Annotated in this window: 21 protein-coding genes; 10 read left to right on the forward strand and 11 right to left on the reverse strand. The window is 32.0% G+C overall.

The features are described from left to right. Positions 1 to 49: 49 nt before the first annotated feature. Positions 50 to 2,875, reverse strand: coding sequence for a VPS10 domain-containing protein (locus tag ACKTTR_RS15315; protein WP_408028654.1), 2,826 nt, complete (start codon positions 2,873 to 2,875; stop codon positions 50 to 52). Positions 2,876 to 3,016: 141 nt separating this feature from the next. Between ACKTTR_RS15315 and ACKTTR_RS15320 the strand changes: the two genes are divergently transcribed. The 10 genes from ACKTTR_RS15320 to ACKTTR_RS15365 all read left to right on the forward strand — a co-directional run bounded on the left by ACKTTR_RS15320 (position 3,017) and on the right by ACKTTR_RS15365 (position 11,619). Continuing rightward, positions 3,017 to 3,919, forward strand: coding sequence for a RimK family alpha-L-glutamate ligase (locus tag ACKTTR_RS15320; RefSeq protein ID WP_408028655.1), 903 nt, complete (start codon positions 3,017 to 3,019; stop codon positions 3,917 to 3,919). After that, the gene (locus ACKTTR_RS15325) at positions 3,886 to 4,851 is read left to right on the forward strand and encodes a succinylglutamate desuccinylase/aspartoacylase family protein (protein ID WP_408028656.1); all 966 of its coding nucleotides are present in this window, start codon (positions 3,886 to 3,888) and stop codon (positions 4,849 to 4,851) included. The genes ACKTTR_RS15320 and ACKTTR_RS15325 overlap by 34 nt, the downstream gene beginning before the upstream one ends. A gap of 76 nt (positions 4,852 to 4,927) precedes the next feature. Continuing rightward, complete coding sequence (locus tag ACKTTR_RS15330; protein ID WP_408028657.1) at positions 4,928 to 5,182, forward strand: hypothetical protein; 255 nt, start codon at positions 4,928 to 4,930, stop codon at positions 5,180 to 5,182. 131 nt (positions 5,183 to 5,313) lie between these two features. Next, complete coding sequence (locus ACKTTR_RS15335) at positions 5,314 to 6,627, forward strand: DEAD/DEAH box helicase (protein WP_408028741.1); 1,314 nt, start codon at positions 5,314 to 5,316, stop codon at positions 6,625 to 6,627. A 110-nt stretch (positions 6,628 to 6,737) separates the two neighbouring features. Continuing rightward, a complete protein-coding gene (locus ACKTTR_RS15340; RefSeq protein WP_408028658.1) occupies positions 6,738 to 7,517 on the forward strand; it encodes a DUF4382 domain-containing protein in 780 nt (259 codons plus the stop codon). Positions 7,518 to 7,598: 81 nt separating this feature from the next. Continuing rightward, complete coding sequence (locus ACKTTR_RS15345; RefSeq protein ID WP_408028659.1) at positions 7,599 to 8,183, forward strand: Crp/Fnr family transcriptional regulator; 585 nt, start codon at positions 7,599 to 7,601, stop codon at positions 8,181 to 8,183. Between the two features lie 73 nt (positions 8,184 to 8,256). Continuing rightward, positions 8,257 to 9,549, forward strand: a complete 1,293-nt coding sequence (locus tag ACKTTR_RS15350; RefSeq protein WP_408028660.1) for an aminopeptidase P family protein — start codon at positions 8,257 to 8,259, stop codon at positions 9,547 to 9,549. Positions 9,550 to 9,709: 160 nt separating this feature from the next. Beyond that, complete coding sequence (locus ACKTTR_RS15355) at positions 9,710 to 9,925, forward strand: PLD nuclease N-terminal domain-containing protein (RefSeq protein WP_408028661.1); 216 nt, start codon at positions 9,710 to 9,712, stop codon at positions 9,923 to 9,925. 16 nt (positions 9,926 to 9,941) lie between these two features. Further along, the gene (locus ACKTTR_RS15360) at positions 9,942 to 10,364 is read left to right on the forward strand and encodes a hypothetical protein (protein ID WP_408028662.1); all 423 of its coding nucleotides are present in this window, start codon (positions 9,942 to 9,944) and stop codon (positions 10,362 to 10,364) included. Between the two features lie 199 nt (positions 10,365 to 10,563). Then, positions 10,564 to 11,619 (forward strand): class I SAM-dependent methyltransferase, encoded by a 1,056-nt coding sequence (locus tag ACKTTR_RS15365; protein WP_408028663.1) that lies wholly within the window; start codon positions 10,564 to 10,566, stop codon positions 11,617 to 11,619. Positions 11,620 to 11,702: 83 nt separating this feature from the next. On the opposite strand, the gene ACKTTR_RS15370 is transcribed toward ACKTTR_RS15365, so the two are convergent. From ACKTTR_RS15370 to ACKTTR_RS15415, 10 genes are all read right to left on the reverse strand, one after another. After that, positions 11,703 to 12,065, reverse strand: a complete 363-nt coding sequence (locus ACKTTR_RS15370) for a cupredoxin domain-containing protein (protein WP_073182403.1) — start codon at positions 12,063 to 12,065, stop codon at positions 11,703 to 11,705. Positions 12,066 to 12,168: 103 nt separating this feature from the next. Beyond that, positions 12,169 to 12,726: a carboxymuconolactone decarboxylase family protein gene (locus ACKTTR_RS15375; RefSeq protein ID WP_408028664.1), complete on the reverse strand. Its 558-nt coding sequence runs from the start codon at positions 12,724 to 12,726 to the stop codon at positions 12,169 to 12,171. Positions 12,727 to 13,121: 395 nt separating this feature from the next. After that, entirely contained in the window at positions 13,122 to 13,967 is an 846-nt protein-coding gene (locus tag ACKTTR_RS15380; RefSeq protein ID WP_408028665.1) for a helix-turn-helix domain-containing protein, read from the reverse strand. Between the two features lie 397 nt (positions 13,968 to 14,364). Then, positions 14,365 to 14,655 carry a hypothetical protein gene (locus ACKTTR_RS15385; RefSeq protein WP_408028666.1) on the reverse strand — a complete coding sequence of 97 codons (291 nt, stop codon included), beginning with the start codon at positions 14,653 to 14,655 and terminating at the stop codon, positions 14,365 to 14,367. Positions 14,656 to 14,698: 43 nt separating this feature from the next. Further along, positions 14,699 to 15,178, reverse strand: a complete 480-nt coding sequence (locus ACKTTR_RS15390; RefSeq protein WP_408028667.1) for a hypothetical protein — start codon at positions 15,176 to 15,178, stop codon at positions 14,699 to 14,701. 3 nt (positions 15,179 to 15,181) lie between these two features. Then, positions 15,182 to 18,037: a hypothetical protein gene (locus tag ACKTTR_RS15395; RefSeq protein WP_408028668.1), complete on the reverse strand. Its 2,856-nt coding sequence runs from the start codon at positions 18,035 to 18,037 to the stop codon at positions 15,182 to 15,184. Between the two features lie 12 nt (positions 18,038 to 18,049). Beyond that, positions 18,050 to 18,649, reverse strand: coding sequence for a hypothetical protein (locus ACKTTR_RS15400; protein WP_408028669.1), 600 nt, complete (start codon positions 18,647 to 18,649; stop codon positions 18,050 to 18,052). Positions 18,650 to 18,840: 191 nt separating this feature from the next. Next, positions 18,841 to 19,839, reverse strand: coding sequence for a hypothetical protein (locus ACKTTR_RS15405; RefSeq protein ID WP_408028670.1), 999 nt, complete (start codon positions 19,837 to 19,839; stop codon positions 18,841 to 18,843). A 186-nt stretch (positions 19,840 to 20,025) separates the two neighbouring features. Next, positions 20,026 to 22,014: a beta strand repeat-containing protein gene (locus ACKTTR_RS15410; protein ID WP_408028671.1), complete on the reverse strand. Its 1,989-nt coding sequence runs from the start codon at positions 22,012 to 22,014 to the stop codon at positions 20,026 to 20,028. An 85-nt stretch (positions 22,015 to 22,099) separates the two neighbouring features. After that, the gene (locus ACKTTR_RS15415) at positions 22,100 to 22,765 is read right to left on the reverse strand and encodes a hypothetical protein (RefSeq protein WP_408028672.1); all 666 of its coding nucleotides are present in this window, start codon (positions 22,763 to 22,765) and stop codon (positions 22,100 to 22,102) included. Positions 22,766 to 22,791: the final 26 nt, after the last annotated feature.

Genomic DNA, 22,791 nt, shown 5'->3' on the forward strand with positions numbered 1-22,791 from the left:
ACTTTTAGTTTTTATTTATAAGAGTCAAAAAATTAAAAAATGTTACAAACTACTTTATTTCAAATGTTTGATTCAACTCACTCATCGTTACTTTATACTTTCCTTTTGGCAAATAGTATTTATCGTTCTTTGCTTTTTTTATCTCAGCATCTTTGTGTTTCTTTAAATACTTTTTTCTTCCTTTTTCAGAAAAAGAAACATCATACACTACTTCATTAAACCCTTTTGTTGCATTCGTTTTTATAGTGTTTACCAAAACTTTATCTGAATATACTTCTAACTCAACTTCATTATCTGTACTTACATAAAACGGAATTGTAATTTTTGGTGTATTTGGTTCTAACCATTTACTCCAAGAACTACCCCAAGATTTTCTTTTCTTAATGTCCTTAATACTGAAAATAGCCTCTTTGTTATCAAATTCTTGTAAAGAAGTAATATTTGCTTTGTATAAGCTACGTCCATGCGTTCCTACTAGTAAATGTTTTGCTTTAGGTTGGATTACTAAATCGTGTACTGCAACATTTGGCAATCCGTTGCTAAAAGCTTCCCATGTTGAACCTTGATTGAAAGAAACATATAATCCATTATCAGTCCCTAAGTATAAAACATTTTCTTTTTTAGGATCTTCCTTAATCACATTTACCGCAGAAGTCGGAATATTACTACTTATTTCTTTCCATGTTTTTCCGTAGTCATCAGACATGTAAACATATGGTGTAAAATCATCAAAACGATACCCGTTTAACGTAACATAAACACGTTCTTTTTTATATTTTGAAGCTATTACACGACTTACCCATAAATTTTGTGGAAAAGAGTTTGAAATTTTCTCCCAACTTCCTCCTCCATTTTTAGTCACTTGTACCAATCCATCATCAGAACCTACATAGATTAATCCAAACTGAAATGGGCTTTCAGAAATTGTAGTTAACGTTCCGTAAGCAACATTTCCTTCTTTTTCTCCTTTGGTTAAATCTCCAGAAATTTCTTCCCAATCATCACCTTTGTTTAAAGAACGGTGTAACTTATTTCCTCCTAAATATAAAATATCTTGATTGTGTTTTGATAGCTGAATAGGTGTTTGCCAATTGAATCGATATGCTGGTTTATCTTTTTTTGGTTTTGGCTGAATGTAGGTTTGTTTTCCTGTTGCTCTATCAATTCGATAATAGTTTCCAAATTGATAACCTGTATATACAATGTTTGGATTCCTATCATCAACTGCAACTTGCATTCCGTCACCTCCCATTAAACTTTCATAAGGATTCTTTCCTGTTTGATGCCATCTTTTATCAATTTTAGCATTATGGTCTCCAACCCAAACCCCATTATCTTGCATTCCTCCATACACCTTATAGTTTTCTTGATTGTCAACATATACAGTATAAAACTGACCAACTGCTGGCTGATTTAATTTAATCCAGCTTTCACCATCATCGTATGAAATATTTAATCCTCCGTCATTTCCATCAATTAAATGTCCTTGTTTTTTAGGATTTACCCATAAAGCCTGATGATCGGCATGTACATTTTCTTTACTAATAGATGTAAATGTTTTTCCTCCATCTTTCGATTTTAAAATAGGAACTCCCAATACATAAATTCCGTTTTCGTCTTGTGGATCTACACGAACTTCTCCAAAATAGTACCCATACGAATAGTATAAATCATCTAAATATCCTTCGTGTGTTTTTTTCCATGTTTTTCCTCCATCAGTTGTTTTAAAAACTTCTGCTCCTATTACTGGAGTATCAAACAATGCAGCATTGGCATCTTTTAAGTAACCAACTAAATCACTTGGTCTCATTTCTCCTGGGCTTGAACGAATGATTTGTTTAACATTTTCTGCACGATATTTCTCTTGAAGACCATTCATTTTTATAAATGAATTTAATTTTTTGTCTTTCATATTCAAAAGTTCATCAGTTGAAACTGATGCAAGCTCTTCTTTTGTCAAAGCTCCTGAACCTTTAACCTGTTTAGTAGAATCTTTTTTTCTTCGGAATTGACTATCGTGAAAAGCATACACCGTGTTTTCATCATATACTGCTAAACCAATCCTCCCTACTCCATCTCCATTAGGGAAACCATTGTTATCAGAAATTTTAGTCCAAGTATTTCCAGCATCAGTCGATTTATAAATTGCTGAATTTTTCCCGTCTCCATCAAAATTCCATGCTTTACGCTCGCGTTCCCAAGCAGCAGCATATAAAATATTGAAGTTGTTCGGTACTGGTTGAATATCAATAACTCCAGTATTTTCATCAATGAATAAGGTTTTTTTCCATGTTTTTCCTCCATCAGAAGTTTTAAAAACTCCTCTTTCATTGTTTGATGAGTATAAATGACCAATAGAACCAACGATTACCTCATCTGGATTTTTCGGATTGATTAAAATTCGTCCAATATGATGTGAATCGAGTAAACCTACATTTGTCCAAGTTTTACCTTTATCAGTAGATTTTAAAATTCCAATTCCTGCATAAGATGATCGAGAAGAATTATTTTCTCCTGTTCCTACCCAAATTGTACCACTTTTCCAATCTACAGCAATATCACCTACATTTTGTGTAGGAGAATTATCTAAAATTGGAGTAAATGTTGTTCCGTTGTTATTGGTATGCCATACTCCACCAGAAGCATATCCTACATAAAACTCTGTAGTGTTTTCTGGATTTACATCAATATCCACCACACGCCCACTCATTACTGTAGGCCCAATACTTTTAAACGGTATGTTTTTTACCGTAGAATTTGTAATTAATACTTCCTTTTGTTGTAAAGTTTGTTGTATTTTTTCTGCAGAGGTAGGCTGCTGTGCAACTACTGTAAACGGAAATAAAGCGATAAAAACTTTGGCTAAGATTCTCATTATAATTTGGTTTAGAAGAAGTGAAAATACTGTAAGCAAATACTATTTCAAAAAAATTAACAGAATATTGAGAGACTTCTTTTTGAAGCTCTTGTCAAACAAAAAAATTATTAGCTTTGTTTAACCTCAAATTTTTAGGCTATGACTATTTTTATTCTTTCTGTTAGTGACCAAATTTATTCAACACAAAGGATATACAAAGAAGCTCGTCGTCGTGGACATAAAGTTGAAATTATAAATCATTTAAAATGTTCTATAAAACTTGGCGATGGTAAGCCTGCCATTATATATCAGGGTAAAAACATTATTGATATTCCTGATGTTATTATTCCTCGAATAGGTGTTTCTGCAATGAAACACGGAGCAACAGTTGTAAAAGAATTTGAATTGAATGGAGTTTACAGTACCGCTAGTTATTTAGGTATTGTTAATGCACAAAACAAAGCCCGTACTTTACAAATAATGAGTCGGAATGGTCTTCCTATTCCACAAACTGTTTTTTCAGTTGATCCTGAAAATATTAGTGAACAAATAGATTTATTAGGTGGCTCTCCTGTCATTATTAAATTACAAGAAGGAACACACGGTTCTGGTGTTATTTTAGCTGAAAGCAAAAAGTCAGCTATGTCTATTATTGACACCATGCACGGAACAAATACCAGTATTTTACTACAAGAATTTATTCAAGAAAGTAATAGTGAAGATATTCGTGCTTTTATTGTAAATGGTAAAGTGGTGTCTTCTATGAAACGTAAAGGACTAGAGGGTGATTTTCGTTCCAACATTCATAAAGGTGGTAGCGGACATAAGGTTACTTTAACTCCTGAAGAAGAAGAAATAGCCATAAAAGCTGCTCAATATTTAGAACTACCTATTGCAGGAATAGATATGATACGCTCAAAACGAGGCTCTTTATTAATTGAAGTTAACTCTACTCCTGGTTTACAAGGAATTGAAGCATATACCAAAGATAATATTGCCAAAGCCATAGTTAAATTTTTAGAAGAAAAATGTTCGAACAAAGTTTTAAAAACGGAATCATAGAAATTCGCGGACAAAAAATTGGTTTAGGCGAATCTAAATTAATTAAGATCCCTATTGATAGATTACCTACAGGCACTCTTATAGAAATTCCTGTGTATATTTTTAATGGTGATCAATTAGGCCCAACTATTCTACTACAGGGTGGTTTACATGGAGACGAAGTAAACAGTGTTGAATTAGTTAGAAGAATGTTAATTGACAAATCGTACAAAATTCACCGAGGTTGTGTTATCGTAGTTCCCTTGTTAAATGTGTTTGGTTTTTTAAATATGTCGAGAGACATGCATGGTAAAGATGTAAACCGTAGTTTTCCTGGTTCAAAAACAGGTTCTTTAGCAAGTAGAATGGCATATTACTTAATGAAAGAAATTACGAATAATGTTGATTTTGCTATTGATTTTCATACTGGAGGAGAACAACGAAACAACTTTCCACAAATACGGTATACTCCTGAAGATGATAGAGCTCTTCAGCTAGCCAATATTTTTAATGCTCCTTTTATGTTTGGCTCTAAACTTATTCCGAAATCTTTTAGAAATCAATGTTATAAAAACAATATTCCTGTAATTGTATATGAAGGAGGAGAATCATTAAGACTAGAAGAAAAAGCTATTCAACAAGGTATTAATGGAACGCTTCGTATTTTAAAACACTTTAAAATGGTAAAAGAAAGTATAGAAATACCTAAAAATCCAACTTCAATACACATTAATAAACACAAATGGGTTAGAGCTAAAGTCGCAGGCTTATTCACTCCTATTGTTCATAATGGTGAAAAAATAAAAAAAGGACAAATTTTAGGACATATAATGGATACCTATGGAGAAACAAATTTTTCTGTAAAATCTCCTTATGACGGCTATATCATTGCTAAAAATAACTTTCCAATTATTAACATGGGAGATGCTTTATTCCACTTAGGAAAACCATAACAAACTGATTTTATTTGTTTTATCCGTTATTTTTCACTTACTTTAATTCCAATTAACTAATCAAAAATTATAAATTATGGAATTTCTTATTAGCTTATTAAGTGGAGCAGTAGGTGGTAATCTTGCCGGTGCTTTGTTAAAAAAGTATTCTTTAGGTACCCTTTGGAACTCTGTCGTTGGGATTTTAGGTGGAGGCCTAGGAGCTCAATTACTAGGAATGTTAAATGTTGATGTTTCTGGTATTATCGGTAACATTGCAGCCAGTGGTGTTGGTGGAGCTGTTTTACTAGTTATTGTTGGTGTAATTAAAAGCGCCATGGCTAAAAGTTAAACACATACTAAAACTTAAAAAAAGACGTCTTAATAAGGCGTCTTTTTTATTTATAGCCGAAGCCCAATAAATAGCAGTACCTTTGTTGGCTCATAGTAGTGTCTTCTTTAGATACTACTGAAGAATTATATATGACATTTACATCGTTAGGTTTATCAAAAGCTTTAGTGAAAGCTGTAACCGAAAAAGGGTACGAAACCCCCTCTCCTATTCAAGAAAAAGCAATTCCAGTTATTTTAGAAGGCAAAGACGTATTAGCTTCTGCACAAACCGGAACGGGAAAAACTGCAGGATTTACCTTGCCTATTTTACAGAATATATCAGAAAAAAAGAATCCAAAATATCGTCCAATCAAAGCATTGATACTAACACCTACAAGAGAATTAGCAGCTCAGGTTTATGATAATGTACGTGAATACAGTGCACATTTAAATATTAAATCTGCCGCTATTTTTGGCGGAGTAAAACCAAGCTCTCAAATAGCAACACTTAAAAACGGAATTGATGTTTTAGTAGCTACTCCTGGTAGATTAATAGATTTACACGAGCAAAATCAACTTTCTTTAAAACGTGTAGACGTTTTGGTTTTAGATGAAGCTGACAGAATGCTTGACATGGGTTTTTTACGAGATATAAAAAAAATCATTTCTTTTTTACCTCAAAAGCGTCAAAACTTATTGTTTTCAGCTACTTTTTCAAAAGAAATAAAAAAATTAGCCCAAGGTATTTTACACAATCCTGTGATGGTTGAAGCAGCTCCTGAAAATACAACTGCTGAAAAAGTAAATCAGAAACTATATAAAGTTCCGAAAAGCAAGAAAACCGAATTAGTTGGTCAGTTGATTTCAAAAGGAAACTGGAGCCAAGTATTAATTTTTACTCGAACTAAACACGGTGCTAACAGGTTGACTGAAAAACTAGTTAAACGAGGAATTTCTGCTGCAGCCATACATGGTAACAAAAGCCAAGGAGCAAGAACCAAAGCTTTAAAAGGATTTAAAGACAATTCTATTAGAGTATTGGTAGCTACTGATATTGCTGCGCGTGGATTAGACATTCCATTATTACCACACGTTATTAATTTTGAACTCCCTAATGTTCCTGAAGATTATGTACACCGAATTGGTAGAACAGGAAGAGCCGGTGCAAGTGGAGAAGCAATTTCTTTAGTAGCTCAAGAAGAGGAGACTTACTTAAAGAGTATCGAAAAAATATTAGGGCAAAAAATTACTATTTCTGAATTGGAAGGTTTTGATTTATCTACTATAAAAAACGAAGTAACTACAGAACGTACAAAACCAAAACATACTGAAAAAAAGACTTCTAAAAAGCCTTTTAAGTCCAAAAAAAAGAAACCTACAACTACTTCTGGAGACGCTAAAAAACATACTCCTAGAAAACGAAACAACCGTAATAGGAGAAACAGTAATAAAACACCTCAATAGCAAATTTATCTCATTAGTTATCAGCAGTTTTAGAACTTCACCTATTAAGCAAAGCAATATTTTGGTATAAATATTGTTATATTTAATGTGTATTACAAAAACCAATAATTATGAAAAAACATGTTTTATTACTAGTTGCATTAGCAACTTTTTTTACCGCATTTGTTAGCTGTTCTAGTGACGACCCCCAAACGTCTCAAGTAGCAGTTCGCTTAGTAGACGCTCCTGGAGATTACGATGAAGTAAACATCGACGTACAGGACGTAATGATTAACGCTGGAGACGAAGAAAATGGTTGGCAAAGCCTTGGAAACGTTACTCCACAAGTATACAACTTACTTGAGTTAACTGGTGGAATTGACGCTTTATTAGTAGACACTGAAATTCCTGCTGGTAAAATTAGTCAAATTCGTTTAGTTTTAGGTGAAAACAATTCTATTGTGGTAGATGGAGAAACGTATCCATTAGCAACCCCTAGCGCGCAACAATCAGGATTAAAATTAAACGTACACCAAGATTTAGTTGGCGGTGTAAAGTATACTTTTATCTTAGACTTTATGGTTGATAAATCAATCGTAGTTGAAGGTAATGGTGCTTATAGTTTAAAACCAACTATTAGAGTTACTACTGAAGCTGCTTCTGGTGCTATTTCTGGAATGGTAAACCCATTTGAATATCAAGTGGAAGTTAGTGCTGTTTCTGGTACTGAAGAAGCTATAACTGCCTTAACAAATGAAGACGGTAAGTTTATGTTACACGGAGTACCTGCTGGTACTTATAGCGTAACTTTTACTCCTGACGAAGCTTCTGGATTAACTGCTAAAACAGTTGAAGAAGTTACTGTAGTATTAGGAGAAAATACAGATATGGGAACTGTTGAGTTAGAATAACTCACCAACATAAATTATTATAAAGGATGCTGTAAAAAGCATCCTTTTTTTATACTTTTAAGCTAAAATTTATTTCCATAAATGAACGCTTCTAAAAAAGCTATTACACAGCGCATACAAAACATCATAAATGATGAAAACTTAAACACGTTAATTCCTGAAGTTATTGACTGTTTTAAAGAGCTCTCTTTATCTAAAAATGAATTTTTAGTGAAAAAAGGAGAAGCTTGTCGTTATTTCTGTTTTGTAGAAAGTGGTATTTTACAATACGCTGTTACCGTTTCTGGACAAGAAAAAACCACCTATTTAGCTTTAAGAAATGGATTCGCTTCTTCCTTAAAGAGCTTTTTACAACAAACTCCTTCACCAAAAAATATAAAAGCATTAAGCGCCTGTAAACTTTGGGTATTAAAGATTAATGACTTTAAACAACTAATGAAAAACAACAAAGCCTTTCATCAATTTTATTATAACTTTATAGAAAATCAAATTTTTTTAATTGATGATTACCGTATTGACCTGCTGACTTTAACTCCTGAAGAACGTTATAAAAAGCTACTCGTAAACGAACCCAAATTACTTCAAGAAGTTCCACTACATTATTTAGCGTCATTTTTAGGAATTTCTACTCGACATATGAGTAGAATTCGAAAAAATATAAATTAGCGCCAAATGGCTAATATTTGCACAGTTTCTTTCCGTATTTTTGAGGGAATCTTATCAATTTAATTGAATCATTATGAAGTACGACGCAATAAACAGTCAATTATTTATAAAAAATCGCAAAAACTTTATGGCTCAAATGAAGCCAAATAGTTTAGCTGTTTTTAACTCAAACGATATTTATCCTGTAAGTGCAGATAGCACTTTACCTTTTGAACAACATCGTGATATTTTCTTTTTAAGTGGAGTTGATCAAGAAGAAAGTATATTAATTTTATTTCCTGATTGTCCGAAAGAAAATTTACGTGAAGTATTATTTTTACGTGAAACTAACGAGCATATTGCTGTTTGGGAAGGAGAAAAACTAACCAAAGAAAAAGCGTTAGAAACTAGCGGTATTAAAAACGTACACTGGTTACAAGACTTAGAAAAAGTATTAGCTGAAATGATGGCTTTAGCCGATACTGTTTATATCAATACTAACGAACACTATCGTGCTAATGTTGAAACTGAAACTCGTGAAGCACGTTTTACTAAGTGGTTATTAAACAAATATCCTGCACATTCAGTAGCAAAAAGTAACCCTATTTTACAACGTTTACGTTCAGTAAAAGATCAAATTGAAATTGATTTAATTCAAACTGCTTGTGATATTACTGAAAAAGGATTTAGACGTGTATTAGATTTCGTAAAACCTGGTGTTTGGGAATATGAAATTGAAGCAGAATTTATTCACGAATTTGTTAGAAATCGTTCTAAGAAATTTGCTTACACGCCAATTATTGCTTCTGGTAACAATGCTAACGTTTTACACTACATTGAAAATAACCAACAATGTAAAGCAGGTGATTTATTATTAATGGATGTTGGAGCTGAATATGCAAACTATTCTTCTGATATGACTCGTACCATACCTGTTTCTGGTCGTTTTTCTGACAGACAAAAAGCTGTATACAATGCTGTAAACCGTGTAAAAAATGATGCTACAAAAATGTTAGTTCCTGGAACTCTTTGGGCTGATTACCATGTAGAGGTTGGTAAATTAATGACTTCAGAATTATTAGGTTTAGGTTTATTAGACAAGGCTGACGTACAAAATGAAGATCCAAATTGGCCAGCATACAAAAAATACTTTATGCACGGTACTTCTCACCACATGGGGTTAGACACTCATGACTACGGATTATTACATGAGCCAATGCAAGCAAATCAAGTATTTACAGTAGAACCAGGTATTTATATTCCTGATGAAGGTTTTGGTATTCGTTTAGAAGATGATGTAGTTATTCAAGAAACAGGTGAACCATTTAATTTAATGCGTAACATACCTATTGAAGCAGACGAAATAGAAGATATTATGAATAAATAGTATCATTTCCCATACTTTTTAAAACGTCATTAAAACATCTTTTATAGAAATTTTAATGACGTTTTTCTTTTTGTTATCCAAAGTAGAACTTGAAAGAAAACACTTTTACTTTATTTCTGTTATTTTTTACTATTTTTAGTATTTAAAAATTGTTATTGTAATGACTTATTTAGGAATGATTGGAGTATGGCAACTAATTTTAATCTTAATTATTTTACTTGGCATTTTACCAACAATTATTGCTCTTGTTGATATCTTAAAAAGTGAGTTTAAAGGAAACAATAAAATTGTTTGGATTCTCGTTGTTTTATTAGCTAACTTTTTTGGTGCTGTTTTATATTTTCTAATTGGAAGAGAACAAAAAATAAAAGAGTAAACAAAAAACCCTCACCATGAAAAACCTACTTTACATATTCGTTTTAGCATTAATTTCGTGCGCCTCTAGCCAAATAAACAAATTTGATAATTCCGATTTGGTCGGTACATGGAATTGGACCAACACCGATGGTGGTTTTGGTAACCATATTCATAAAACTCCTGAAACACTTAGTAAAAAAGTACAGCTTACCTTAGAAAAAAACTATCAGTTTTCAATTATCGAAAACGGTAAAGAGACTTTAAAAGGCACCTATACTTTAACAATGAAAAAAGCTATTTATTCAAATAAAGAAGAAAGGTTTATACAATTATCAGGTGACCAACAACTTTCTGGAATTATACTCTCAGGAATTATTAGACTTCCAGAACCTAACGTCTTAGAAATTTCCGATAATAATTACGACGGATTAGGAAGCATGTTTTCACGCGTTGAATAAACCATAGTTTTTTATTAAAAAAACAGTAAAAAAACCCTGTTACTTAGCGGGGTTTTCCTTTGTTTATTTCAAATTAAAACACTTACTTAGTTTCTTCTCCCTCATGTAACTAATGAGTCTCTTAACTGTCTTTCTGTACTTTTTATAATTAACATATTGATGCTCATTAGCTGATTTAAAAATAACTAAACTGTTAATTATGGAACTAAACGAAACTAAATTACACGATTTATTAGGCAAAGTGGTTACTGAAATGGGAGCCGCTGCTAATGGACCTCTTGTTACCATTGGTGACAAACTTGGATTGTACAAATCTCTTTCAGAATCTGATTCTTTATCTTCTAATGAATTAGCGGCAAAAACAAATACTTCAGAAAGATATGTAAGGGAATGGTTAGCTGCTCAAGCTGCTTCCGGATATATAGAGTATGATGCCGACAATAATAATTTTTACATGACCCCTGAACAAACGGCTGTTTTTGGTAATAGTAAGAGCCCTGTTTTTATGACTGGAGGGTTCTATGCTGTTGCTTCTGTATACCATGACGAACCTAAGGTAGAAGAAGCTTTTAAAACTGGAGAAGGAATTTCTTGGGGAGACCATAACACCTGTTTATTTTGTGGTACCGAAAAATTCTTCAGCCCTTCTTATGAAGGAAATTTAATTCAAAATTGGTTACCTGAATTAGATGGAGTGGTAGAAAAGTTAGAAGAAGGTGCCAAAGTTGCCGATATTGGATGTGGTCATGCTGCTTCAACCATTATAATGGCAAAAGCATTTCCAAATTCTACTTTTGTTGGTTACGATTTTCATGGTGAATCCATAAAAAAAGCAAAGGAAAAAGCTAAAGAAGCTGGAGTTGATAATATTTCTTTTGAAGTAGCCACCGCTAAAGATTTTCCAGGAAAAGGTTATGATCTTGTCTGTTTTTTTGATTGTTTACACGATATGGGGGATCCCGTAGGTGCTTGTAGACACGTAAAAAGTGCCTTAAAACCAGATGGAACTTGTATGATTGTTGAACCTTTTGCAAATGACGAATTAAAAGACAACCTAAATCCTGTTGGACGTGCTTTCTATGCTTTTTCAACTACTATTTGTACTCCTTGTTCTTTAAACCAAGAAGTTGGACTTGCGCTAGGAGCTCAAGCAGGACAAAAAAGATTAGAAGATGTTGCTACCAGAGGAGGGTTTACCCAGTTTAGACTAGCCACTCAAAACCCTTTTAACCTTATTTTAGAAGCTAGACCTTAATAAAGGCTTCTTTATTTTATCAAAAGAAATAAAAAAGAGCCCTGTATCGGGGCTCTTTTTCTATTATTAATCAATTTTAGATACTACTCCACTGTTAAAGTGTATTGTGGTGTTGGATTAAGCGGACAAAAGTAAACGTACTCTCCTTTTGTTAAGGTTACTTTTTTAGAACTTGACTTACTGTTATTTTTTACTAAAGAAGTTACATATGCGTTTTTTATATGGTGCTTTTCTTCTGTTTTTCCTTTAGGCGCTAATACAAACCCTACATCGTGTCCTACATTCTTGTTTGAAATTTCAAAAACATAGGTTCCTTCTGAAAGGGTTAACGATTTTTGAGTAAATTTTCCTTTTGTTTGTTCTAAAGAAATTGTTTTTGCTTTTTGTGCATTTGCAGTAAATGCAAATCCAACTAATAATACTAAAATAGCTACTACTTTTTTCATTTTTATTGATTTTTATGGTTTTACTTTTTATAGATGAATAGCTCTGTAACCTAAAACCCCGTAACTACACTTTGTAAATAAGGCTACAAGAGCTATTCGTTTTTTATGCATTTTGTGTGAATTTTCCTGCTTCTACTTTTGGGAAATCAACTTCAGTTTCTGCTATGTGATTTACATAGTTTGTTAAAGTGTTGGCTACAACATTTAATACGATTTCTAAAATATCTCCGTCGTTATATCCTGCTGCTTTTACCTCATCTATTTCTGCTGAACTTACATTTCCTTTGTTTTTTGTAACACTTTGTGCAAATTTTAAACCTGCTTTGGTTTTAGCATCAGAAGCCTCCGCTTGTCGGTTTTGTTCAATTTCTTCTTCTGATAAACCATTGTTCTTTCCTATTGCTGTGTGTGCTGATAAACAATAGTTACATTCATTCTCTTCTGCTATAACTAATGCTAATTGCTCTCTAAATTTGTTTGAAAAATTCCCGCTTCCGTTTAATTCTCCCAAGCTTAAATAACTTTGTAAAAGTGCTGGTGAATTTCCCATTACTTTAATTAGATTTGGAATAAACCCTAACTTATTTTGAACTGCATCAAACAATTCTTTTGATTTTCCTGTTGTGGTTTCTGGATTTAAAGTTTCAATTCTTGTACTCATAATTTTACTATTTTAAAGTTGTCTTTTTAGTTTGTTTTTTCACAGTTACATAATTCTCTTTCAGGAAACTGCTCATCGTATTCTTGATATCCCCAACAATTAGGGCATTGGTTAATTTCTGTTCTCATAATTCGTTGTTTTTGAATTCTGATACAAAGGTGCGACAGGAATAAGCCTTAAAAAATGGACAAAGGTTCTTAAAACTTGGACAAGCTATTTTTGCTAACATTTTTCTTACAAAAAACTAGCTTTTTATTCATGGTTTCGTAAAATACAGATAACATAACAACACGTTTATAGCAGTACTTTTAAATCGTCGAAAAGGTTGTTTGTATTAGTGTAACAAAAAACTTTATTAGTTGTGTAGTTTACCACGCGTTGCGTGGTTTTTTCTTTTACAAGCTATAGCTTCTTTTAAATTGTTTTGGCGATTGCCCAGTGGCTTTGGTGAAAAATCGAGAAAAGTACGCAGGATCATTAAATCCTAAATCAAAAGCTACTTGTTTAATAGAATCATCTGTGTACAACAACAGTCTTTTTGCTTCGGTAATAATTCTGTTTTTTATAAAGTCGCTTGGAGTTTCCGTTCCTATTTTTTGAAGGTGTTTTGTTAGTGATTTTGGTGATAAGCCTAACCGATAAGCATATCCTGTAACTCGGTGTATTTTTTTAAAATTTTGCTCTACTAATAAGCTAAAATCTTTAAAAAGCTTGGTTTCTACACTCTCCTTTACAACATCTTTTTCCTTTTTTATACGTACAGAATATACAATAAACTGTTTTAAAAGAGATTGTAGCATATCGTATTGAGCTGTTTCTTCCAACTCAAACTCTTCTATTAGGTTTTGAAGAATAAAATCTAATTTTTGTGTTTCTTTTTCTGAAGGTACTACAAAAGGTGTTTCGTATATATTATTAAACAATACCCCGTTACATGACACCTCAGCATCGTGTGTTTGAATACAATAAAAATCTCTTGTAAAACTAAGCTGATAGGCTTCTTTAATTTTTTCGGAATCTACTGAAAATACTTGTCCTGGTGATAAAAAAAACAGTACCCCATCTTCAAAAGAGTAACTTTTAAAATCGATATTATACCTACCTTTTCCTTCTTTTATCCAAAACACCTTGTATTGATCTATTTGCTGTGGTGAGTTTACCACACATAGTTCTTCAAACTGAACTGTTTGTAACGAAAAAATATTTTGATAGGAATAGTTTTGAATATCTTGTACCGCCATTTATACATAGTTTTATCGTTTGTCGAAAAAAACTGGAAGAGCTGACAAGCTTTTTATAATTAAAAATTCGTTTTAAAATCCGAATTATTAATTGTTCGGGTTTTAAAACGAATTCTAACAAACTTATTTAAGTCACTATTTTTAATAAGCTTCTATAACGGTATATTATTTAGTTTTCTATGAATAGCATCATTAATCATTTTACTAAAGGTATATTTTACATCCTTTAAAAAAGGTTCAAGCTCTTCATAAGCGCCATATGGATCTAATATATATATCCGGATCTTCTTTATCCTCGTCTAAAAAAGATAAATTTAATTTCACTATCATATTTTGACTTAATAAAAAGAGCTACCAATTATATTGATAACTCTTTTAGATTTATTTACCAAATTATTTATTTCAATCTACCTTCTTCATATTCTTTTATATAATATTCATCCGAAAACGCTGTTCCAAAAGTAACTATTTTACCTGTTTCTTTTTTAACTAAAAAAGGAGCATTTCCTGCTACGGCATATTCTTCATCTTTTGTTTCATAATACTTTTTACTCGTGTAGCCATAAATATTACCATATTCTTTTTTTGTTACCCCATCATAAAAAATAATTGTTGGAATACCCGCTTTTTCACCTAGTTCTTCTACATGCTTTTCTGCTATTTGAAGCATTTCTTTGTCTGTTAACATTACAATTTTTTTTTAATTCAAAAACATTATGCTAAATACCGTATTACTCTCCTTTAATAAACTCATCATACATAGTAATATACTTTATTATGGTTTGTGCTAGAGCATTTTCTTGATTTTGAAATTCAGTGAATGAACTCATTAAATAGTTGTTGTAATTTATAAGTGTTTTTAAGTTTTTTTCTTCTAAGAAATCTTTAGGTCCGTAAAAATTACTTTTATCATATGCCATAAACCTTGAATCTATAAGTCCAATTGGTTTAATTTTTTCTACAAGATTCGAAATAGAACTATAAGGTATTCCTAAGATAAAAGTATTTCTACTTCTCTCTAAATCTAAATAGTTTTTATCTTTCAATATTTCCCCATAAGGAACAAGGTAATATCCATTAAAATTAGGGTCAAATTGATTTGTTATTTCAAAAGAGTAATCAGAAAATCGTTCAAGTTGAGAAATAACTTCTTCTAAGTTAAAAAATATTGAATCTTTTTTATTTTTTGTTAAAATTTTTATTAGTTCCATAGTTTAATTTTTAATGTTAATCGCTTTTATTTCAATATTAAACCCAAATAATAACTCGTCATCTACACTTAAGTTATATTTTTTCATATAATCAGTATTTATATTAAAACCAGAATTTATTAAATCAATCACTTTAACCAAAGTTGTTTTTTTAGTACTTATAATTTTAGCATTTTCTAAATTATATCCAGCTTGCAACATTGTTGTTTTTACATAATTCATGCTTGGGGCATCTAATATATCTATTTTATTAAAATCATTAATATTCTTTTCTTTCATTAGCTTTGACAAATACCCCATAGTTTCAAGATTCTGTATATCAGACATTTTAACTTTTTTAATTCCGTTTTTTGGGATATTTAACAATTTCATTTGTCTTAATGTGAAATACGTTTGAGTTGGTATTCCTTTTTCTTTAACAAGAGGTATTGCAACATCATCTACCCATTTAGGGAGTTCTTTGTATGGTTCTATTTGTAAGAAACCATGATTAAAAACAAATGATTTATCCGAGGAATTATAATTTCTTATAAAATACCCTTTTTTATTTGTATCGTAATTAATAATCGTTACCAACCCTTCACCATAATCATAATTAGACATATCTTCAAAACCAAAACCTTTGGGTATATGTTTAGAGTCAATTGCATCATATAAGCCTTCTACGTAACCAACCTTTTTGGCTTTTGTAGATTTTACCACATTCTTAACTTCTTCAAATATAGACACTTTCTGCTTACTTTTTAACTCCCCTTTCTTTACCAAATCATCTAAATACTTTTCTAAATTGTCTGTGTTTTCGATAATTTCTTTTGCGCTTTTTTGTAATCCCTTTTTAAGAGCTGCACCTACTTCACCAGACAAGGAAGCTAGTTCTAACCAAAATAGGAATTCGCTTATGGCTTTTCCTAATTCAGTTTCTTTAACATTGGTAATTTTTAACAATGCATTTACGGTACCACTGGTAATTTCTGCTCCTGCTGCCGCTCCTTTTACTGTCTTGTATATGGTATACGTACGTATAAACTTATTGCTTTTATTGAGTATTTCTGCAGTTTTTACAATACGTGCTAAATGCCTAAACTTAGCTAAGTTCCCTACTCCTGATAAAGTAGTAATTGCATCTACACCATATTCACCAGCAGTAGCCATATTACTCCAAAAGCTTTTATCTTCATTTGCTTTAAGTAACAGCATTGGCGAAAAACGTTGTACCTCAATGGCTTTATCCTTAGAAGCATCAGCAATAAAAACAGGTTGTAGTGGGTGATATTCTGATTGCCAATCTTCTTCAGTAAAAATTTCTATCAGCTCTCTTAAATCTGGTTGAAGTGTTTTTACTACATCAGCTATAACTCTTTCATTTGGAGTTACTACAATATTTCCTGTTTCAGTAAACTCTAAGTTCATGTTACTACTATAAAAACCTGCTAACTTATTCGTTTTATAAGGTAGTATTAGTCTTGGGGTGTTTGGGTTTTTAGTTTCTACTAAAGGAGACGTTTTGCTAAACACTTCATTTGCTGGGTTCGTAAAACTACTATTACGCCATAGTTTATAAATAAAGGTACTATATGCTACAAAAGAACTTGTATTTAACTTTCCATATAATGTTAATAAATAACTGTTTTTTGAACTTGTTTTACGGATTAAGAGTTGTTTTAAAACTTCATCATTTTTTTCTTTTACCTTATACTCTTCATCTTTTTGAGTTATTTTTATTCCATGTAGTAGTTTTAAAATAATGTCTTCGCTGTTAACTCCGTAATTAGTTAACATCCCTTCTAAGGCAACTCCAATAGTTTTCCATAAATAACTTGCTCCAAAAGTTGTGCTTTCTTTATTTTTTGAACCTCTGTACTTTAGAACTTCCGTTTCAAAAACTTCTAATGGGATGTAGTATAAATAGGTTAATGCGTCGTTAATATTATTTTTGCTTCTTTCTAACAGCAAATAGATAATATCTAGGTATTTTTTACAAAAGTTATATTTGTTACTCCCTTCTGAAGTATCTAAAATAGATATTCCATTTTGAAAGTATGTTACCTTCATAAAACCTAAAAACCCTTCTACATTTTTAAACGTTAACTTTATAGCAAAATCTTCTTTATAGGGGTCAATGTCAAAATCATCATTTTCTATAGGGTGATAATCATAAAACAACGTTACTTCATTATTATTACTTATCACTTTATCAGGATACCAATATAACTTTCCTTCTTTAGGGTTTAGCTCTACCAATACTTGTCTTTTAGCAGTATCAGAAGAATCTATTTCATCAGTTAAATCACCTAATACTCTTTCTATAAACCCTCCAGTATATCCTTTTGCATCTTTAAAATCTAAAAGGTAAGCCCCATTGGTAAGTCCTCCTAATTCTTTTGGATTATAGTACAATGCTCTTTTGGAGAATATCTGTATTTCTGCCAATTGAGTATTACGTATGTATATTGCTTCTTGAGCTTTATGATAATACAGTTCGTCTTGCTCTTCTATTTTTACAAAATTGCTATCATCTAACGCTACAAAAAAATCGTTGCTACTCTGGTTGTTTAGTAAGTTTTCTAAGGTTAAGTATTTAGTAACTCCATTTATCTCTTTTTGAAAATAGTATGAAATTTCACCTGCTTTAACCTCAACATATAAAACTGAAAAAGCATTGATTGTTGTATACGGACTACTTAACGGATCTTCTAACTTCTTTTTTATTGATTTTGTTATGTTTTTAGAAAGAACATCTTGGTTTTCATTTAAAAAATCTTCGTCAATTTTTATAAAATGATATTCGACTGTTCCGCTACTGACTCCCTTATGTTTTTTAGGATTTAAGTATTCTATTAATGTGTTTATATTACTCATTTTCTTTCTCTTCTAATTTAACAATCGGTAGCCTACACCTACATTATGGGTGGGCTGATTGAGTTGGTTGATATTTAATCGGTAACTAGCAAACCATTTTCCTTTTCGATTGTATTGCAATCCGAAACTAAGGTTGTCAAAGGTTTGTGGATTTCCTCCTATTTCGCTAAAGAGATACAAGCCACTTCTATAGGTTTTCGGATGTTCAATCGTTTTGGTAATGGTTATTTCTCGGGGTACTTTGAGTTTATACGATAACTGACTATCTAACAATTTTCCTTTTACCAAATCGTAGTTGTAAATTTCTATATCGGTATTTTTTAAGGTATCTCGATATATTTTTGCTGCTACATAATTGGTGGTATCTTTTATAAAAATGGTGTCTTTTACAATATTGGTTACATCATTTTTATGTACATACACTTTTTTATACTTAACCGTTTGTACTTTAAACGTGTCTACTTTGGTTTGCCAAACGGTGTCTTTTACTACGGTTATTTTTGGGGTTTGTGGATTTGTTTTTTGATATCTCTTATTAAAAAGATTGACAAATAACAACACTATAATGACGCCCAATAGCAACCTATCGGTTTTGTTATTAAAAAAATTCATGCTTTTTTGTTTTAGGGTTTAGAAAAATGTTTGTCAGTTCAAAGAAGAGGTAGAGTTTTTGAGAAGTTAGGTTTCGACTGCGCTCAACCTGCCCATACGTATACCTTTTCGAAATGACACAGAACACTAAAATTTACTAGGAAAAAGAACCACTAAAAACGAATGTTAGCGGCTAGACTTTGGTTTTTTGGTTATGATGTATATAAGTTTGTTGCGTATGTTCCTGTTAATGCAAAAACACCTGTTGTAAAAGTTGGTGCTATATACCCTGAATCTAAAGTAGCTCCTGTTGGTTGATTTCTTAGATACAGAGTTGTGTTCCCTACATATCCCGAATTAGGGATTTGTGACGAATCAGAACCTAACATTCTATTAAAACTAATTGTAGTTCCCATAGGGGCTGTTTCTGCTGAAAAAGGCATTCCTGTTATTTTTAAAGAACCTGAAGGAGTTATATTTGTCGTTATTCCATTAAAAAATATACTGAACTGAACAATATTCCCAACCCTTTTAAACCTCGCATCAATAGAAGAATTATATGTAGACGCTCCATTAGCGTCTTCCAAAGCAGGTGTAAAAGTACCTTCTTCATAAAAATTCGCTTTTTGTAATCCAGCATTAGTAGCATCTGCTAGAGGTAAAACTGCACCTGTTCCTGAACTAGACGCTACCGTTCTCGTTGCTACATCGTATGATAAATCTGTAGTTCCTCCACTACCTGCTGTCGCATTAATTATGGGTTGTAGTGGATCCGTGGTATCAATTGTAATGTTTGAACCTGCTTGATATTGTGGAACAGTATCTTTCAAGTTACTTAAATCTACCATAAAAGTAGAATTATCATCACGTGTAAACGTAGCTAACCCATTGGTATCGACAGTTCCCGAAACCAATCGTGCTAGGTTAGTATTATCTAAGTACGGTGTTAAATCAATTTGTGATACACTTACCCCATCTTTTAATAAATCAACAGTATTGGTTCCAGAAATGGGAGATAAGGTATATTCTGATACTTGTTGTTCAGAAGCTATACTTACCTCTCCTGTTTCGTCAATTACAAACCTACGGTTGGCTTCTCCTTCTGGTTGTTTTGCGTCTACATAACTATCAATTAAATCGGCATATTGTTGTTGGGTTGGCTTATCGCCTGTTTCAAAAAATTGTTTTAAAGTTTCTTTGTTTTGTTTCATTTTTGTTCTTTTTTATCGTTTTTAAATTGTTTTTGATAAAAAAGAGGCGCTAAAAACAAATGCTAGCGACTAAACTTTTTGTGTTTATTAACTAAATATCTTATTCTCTAGACACTAGAAATAGAGGTTGTATATTAACCTGCTGCTACCCTAATTTTTTTGCAAAGTGATTTATATGGTATAATTTTAATGATATATCCAATTTGTTCCGTCGTACATTACTAAGGCAATATTACTTCCCCCTCCTGATGCAACTCCTCTATACGCTACTGAACCTGCATCTGTTATCGTTGCTATATCTCCTATAGATGGTGAAGCAGGTAAACTTGTAAAAGTTACTGGTGTTGTGTTTATTGATGTAGAAGTTAATTTACTTGTACTTATACTTCCTGCAAATTCAGAAGGTAATGTGCTTTCTGATTTGATGAAATAAGAATTTCCATTTACAGTAGGTAAAGCATCATTACCTGCTCTTATATAAGCTAAATCACCTGTTACTGTAGCTGAACCTCCATCTATATCTAAATACATTACGCTCGCTTCCCCTACTGAACCGTTTGTGAAGACTAATGAATTATGCTCTCCTTGCATATAATTAGCAGTAGCACCAGTGTTATCTATAATTGTTGATGAGCTAATACCTCTTAGATAATCAATAGTTGCAGCACCTGTAATTTTACTATCATTAGTTGTACCAACAACAAAATTTCCGTCACCGTTACCTGAAGCTTCTCCTGTATTTTTAGTTCCATAAGCAAAATTAAAGTTGCTAGAGCTAGAATTTCTCCCCACTAAGTTACTTCCAGTAACCCCTGCATCTTCAACTGTAGAATTATTTACAACTCTGGCTACCAAGCCAAAAGTGTTGGTATTTGTATTAGAAGGCGTTAAAGAAGCTTGTCTATCTACATCAATAAATTGAGAAGCGTTGGTACTAGTAGAGGTTGATTTCTTTTTAACGGTAAAGTTTGAGCCTGCTATTCCTGAAGTGGTGCCTAATGGATCAACTACTATTCCTTTACTATAAACTTCTCCTTCTGTATCTATATTACCTAATTTATCTACAGTAAAGGTGTTTGTGCCTTGGCTTTGTCCTACATAATTATAACCATCCGCTGTTACATCTGCATCAGAAACAATACTATCACCATTACCTTGATTAAACGATTTAATACCTGTACCTTCACTAGCATTTATAGAATATATACCTGAATTTATTAAACTTCCATTGTAAGACCTTATCCCAATTCCTCCTCCATAGTTTTCTGAGTCTATTCCTGTACCTGTTAATTGGTTATTAGAATAAATTCCTATCCCTGTAGAATTGTTTTCTGAATAAACTCCTGTTCCTATGCCTTCATTAACAGAAACCATTCCTTCACCATCCAAATTATTTAAAGAATATATGTTATTTCCATCAGCATCATTTTGAGTATATATGCTAGCTGAAAAAGCTGTATTAGTCATACTCAAACCTATCTGTCCATCAACTGAAACATTTGAAACTATATTTGGGTTTGCAGTTCCTGTATTAAATGTTTTAGTTCCTATTATTGTTTCATTAGATATTTTGTCAACAAAATCTGTTGCATCTTTACCTCTTATAGTCATTGCATCAACATTTGTTAATTGACTTCCATTACCGTTAACATCTAATTTATTAGTTAACGTAGTTTCTATGTTTTGAACCTGATTAACAAATGCATCTGAGGTCTTTATAATTGGGTTATCTGGATCGGCATTATCAATCATAATATTTGTTCCCGCTTGATATTGTGGAACTGTATCTTTCAAGTTACTTAAATCTACTATAAAAGTAGAGTTATCGTCTCGTGTAAACGTTGCCAATCCATTTGCATCGACTGTTCCTGATACCAATCGTGCTAAATTGGCATTGTCTAAATACGGTGTTAAATCAATTTGTGATACGCTTACTCCGTCTTTTAATAAATCGACCGTATTGGTTCCAGAAATGGGTGATAAAGTATATTTGGGTGTTTGCTGCTCTGGAGCTACACTTACTTCTCCTGTTTCATCAATAACAAACCTACGGTTAGCTTCTCCTGCTTCTTGTTTGCTATCTACATAGCTATCAATTAAATCGGCATATTGTTCTTGCGTAGGTTTATCTCCCCTCTCAAAAAACTGTTTTATTGTTTCTTTGTTTAATTTCATCTTTTTTATCTGTTTTAATTATTAATTTTTTGATAAAAAAGAGGCACTAAAAACGAATGCTAGTGACTAAACTTTTTGTTTTTGACTATGGTGTGTATACATTTGTTTGATATGTTCCTGAAATCATTATTTCTCCTCCAGTGAATGTACATTGAAAGAGGCTTGTACCATTACTATTATCAAAACCCGTTTGCACATTAAAACCTATTTTATTACTAATAATTTGTGCGTTACAACTATAAAAATTAACATCTCCTCCATAAATCTGTCCTACAGTTACAGGTGTAATCTCAGACGTTACAAAAGGTAAACCTTCTATTTCAACAGTACCTGTAGGTGTATTTATTGTATTAATTTGTTGAACATTTATAGTAAAACGTACCGTATTTCCTAGACGTGTATAAATTCCTTTATTTGTTGTACCTATTGTATAAGTTGCTCCTCCACCTGTATCAACTAAAATAGGAGTAAAAGTCCCTTCTTCATAAAAATTAACAGGTAACCCTCCTTCTGGTTTATTTTTAATAAAGTCTGGTTGTGTACTATCTGTTTGATTCCAATCTGATTGTGAAACAGTTAATTCAGAAGCAACACTTACCTCTCCTGTTTCATCAATTACAAACCTTCGGTTCGCTTCCCCTTCGGGTTGTTTAGCGTCTACATAGCTATCAATTAAATCGTAATATTGTTGTTGTGTTGGCTTATCACCAGTTTCAAAAAATTGTTTTAAAGTTTCTTTGTTTTGTTTCATGTTTTGTTCTTTTTTATCGTTTTTAA

This window comes from Tenacibaculum litoreum, assembly GCF_964513915.1.
GTDB classification, from domain to species: domain Bacteria; phylum Bacteroidota; class Bacteroidia; order Flavobacteriales; family Flavobacteriaceae; genus Polaribacter; species Polaribacter litoreum.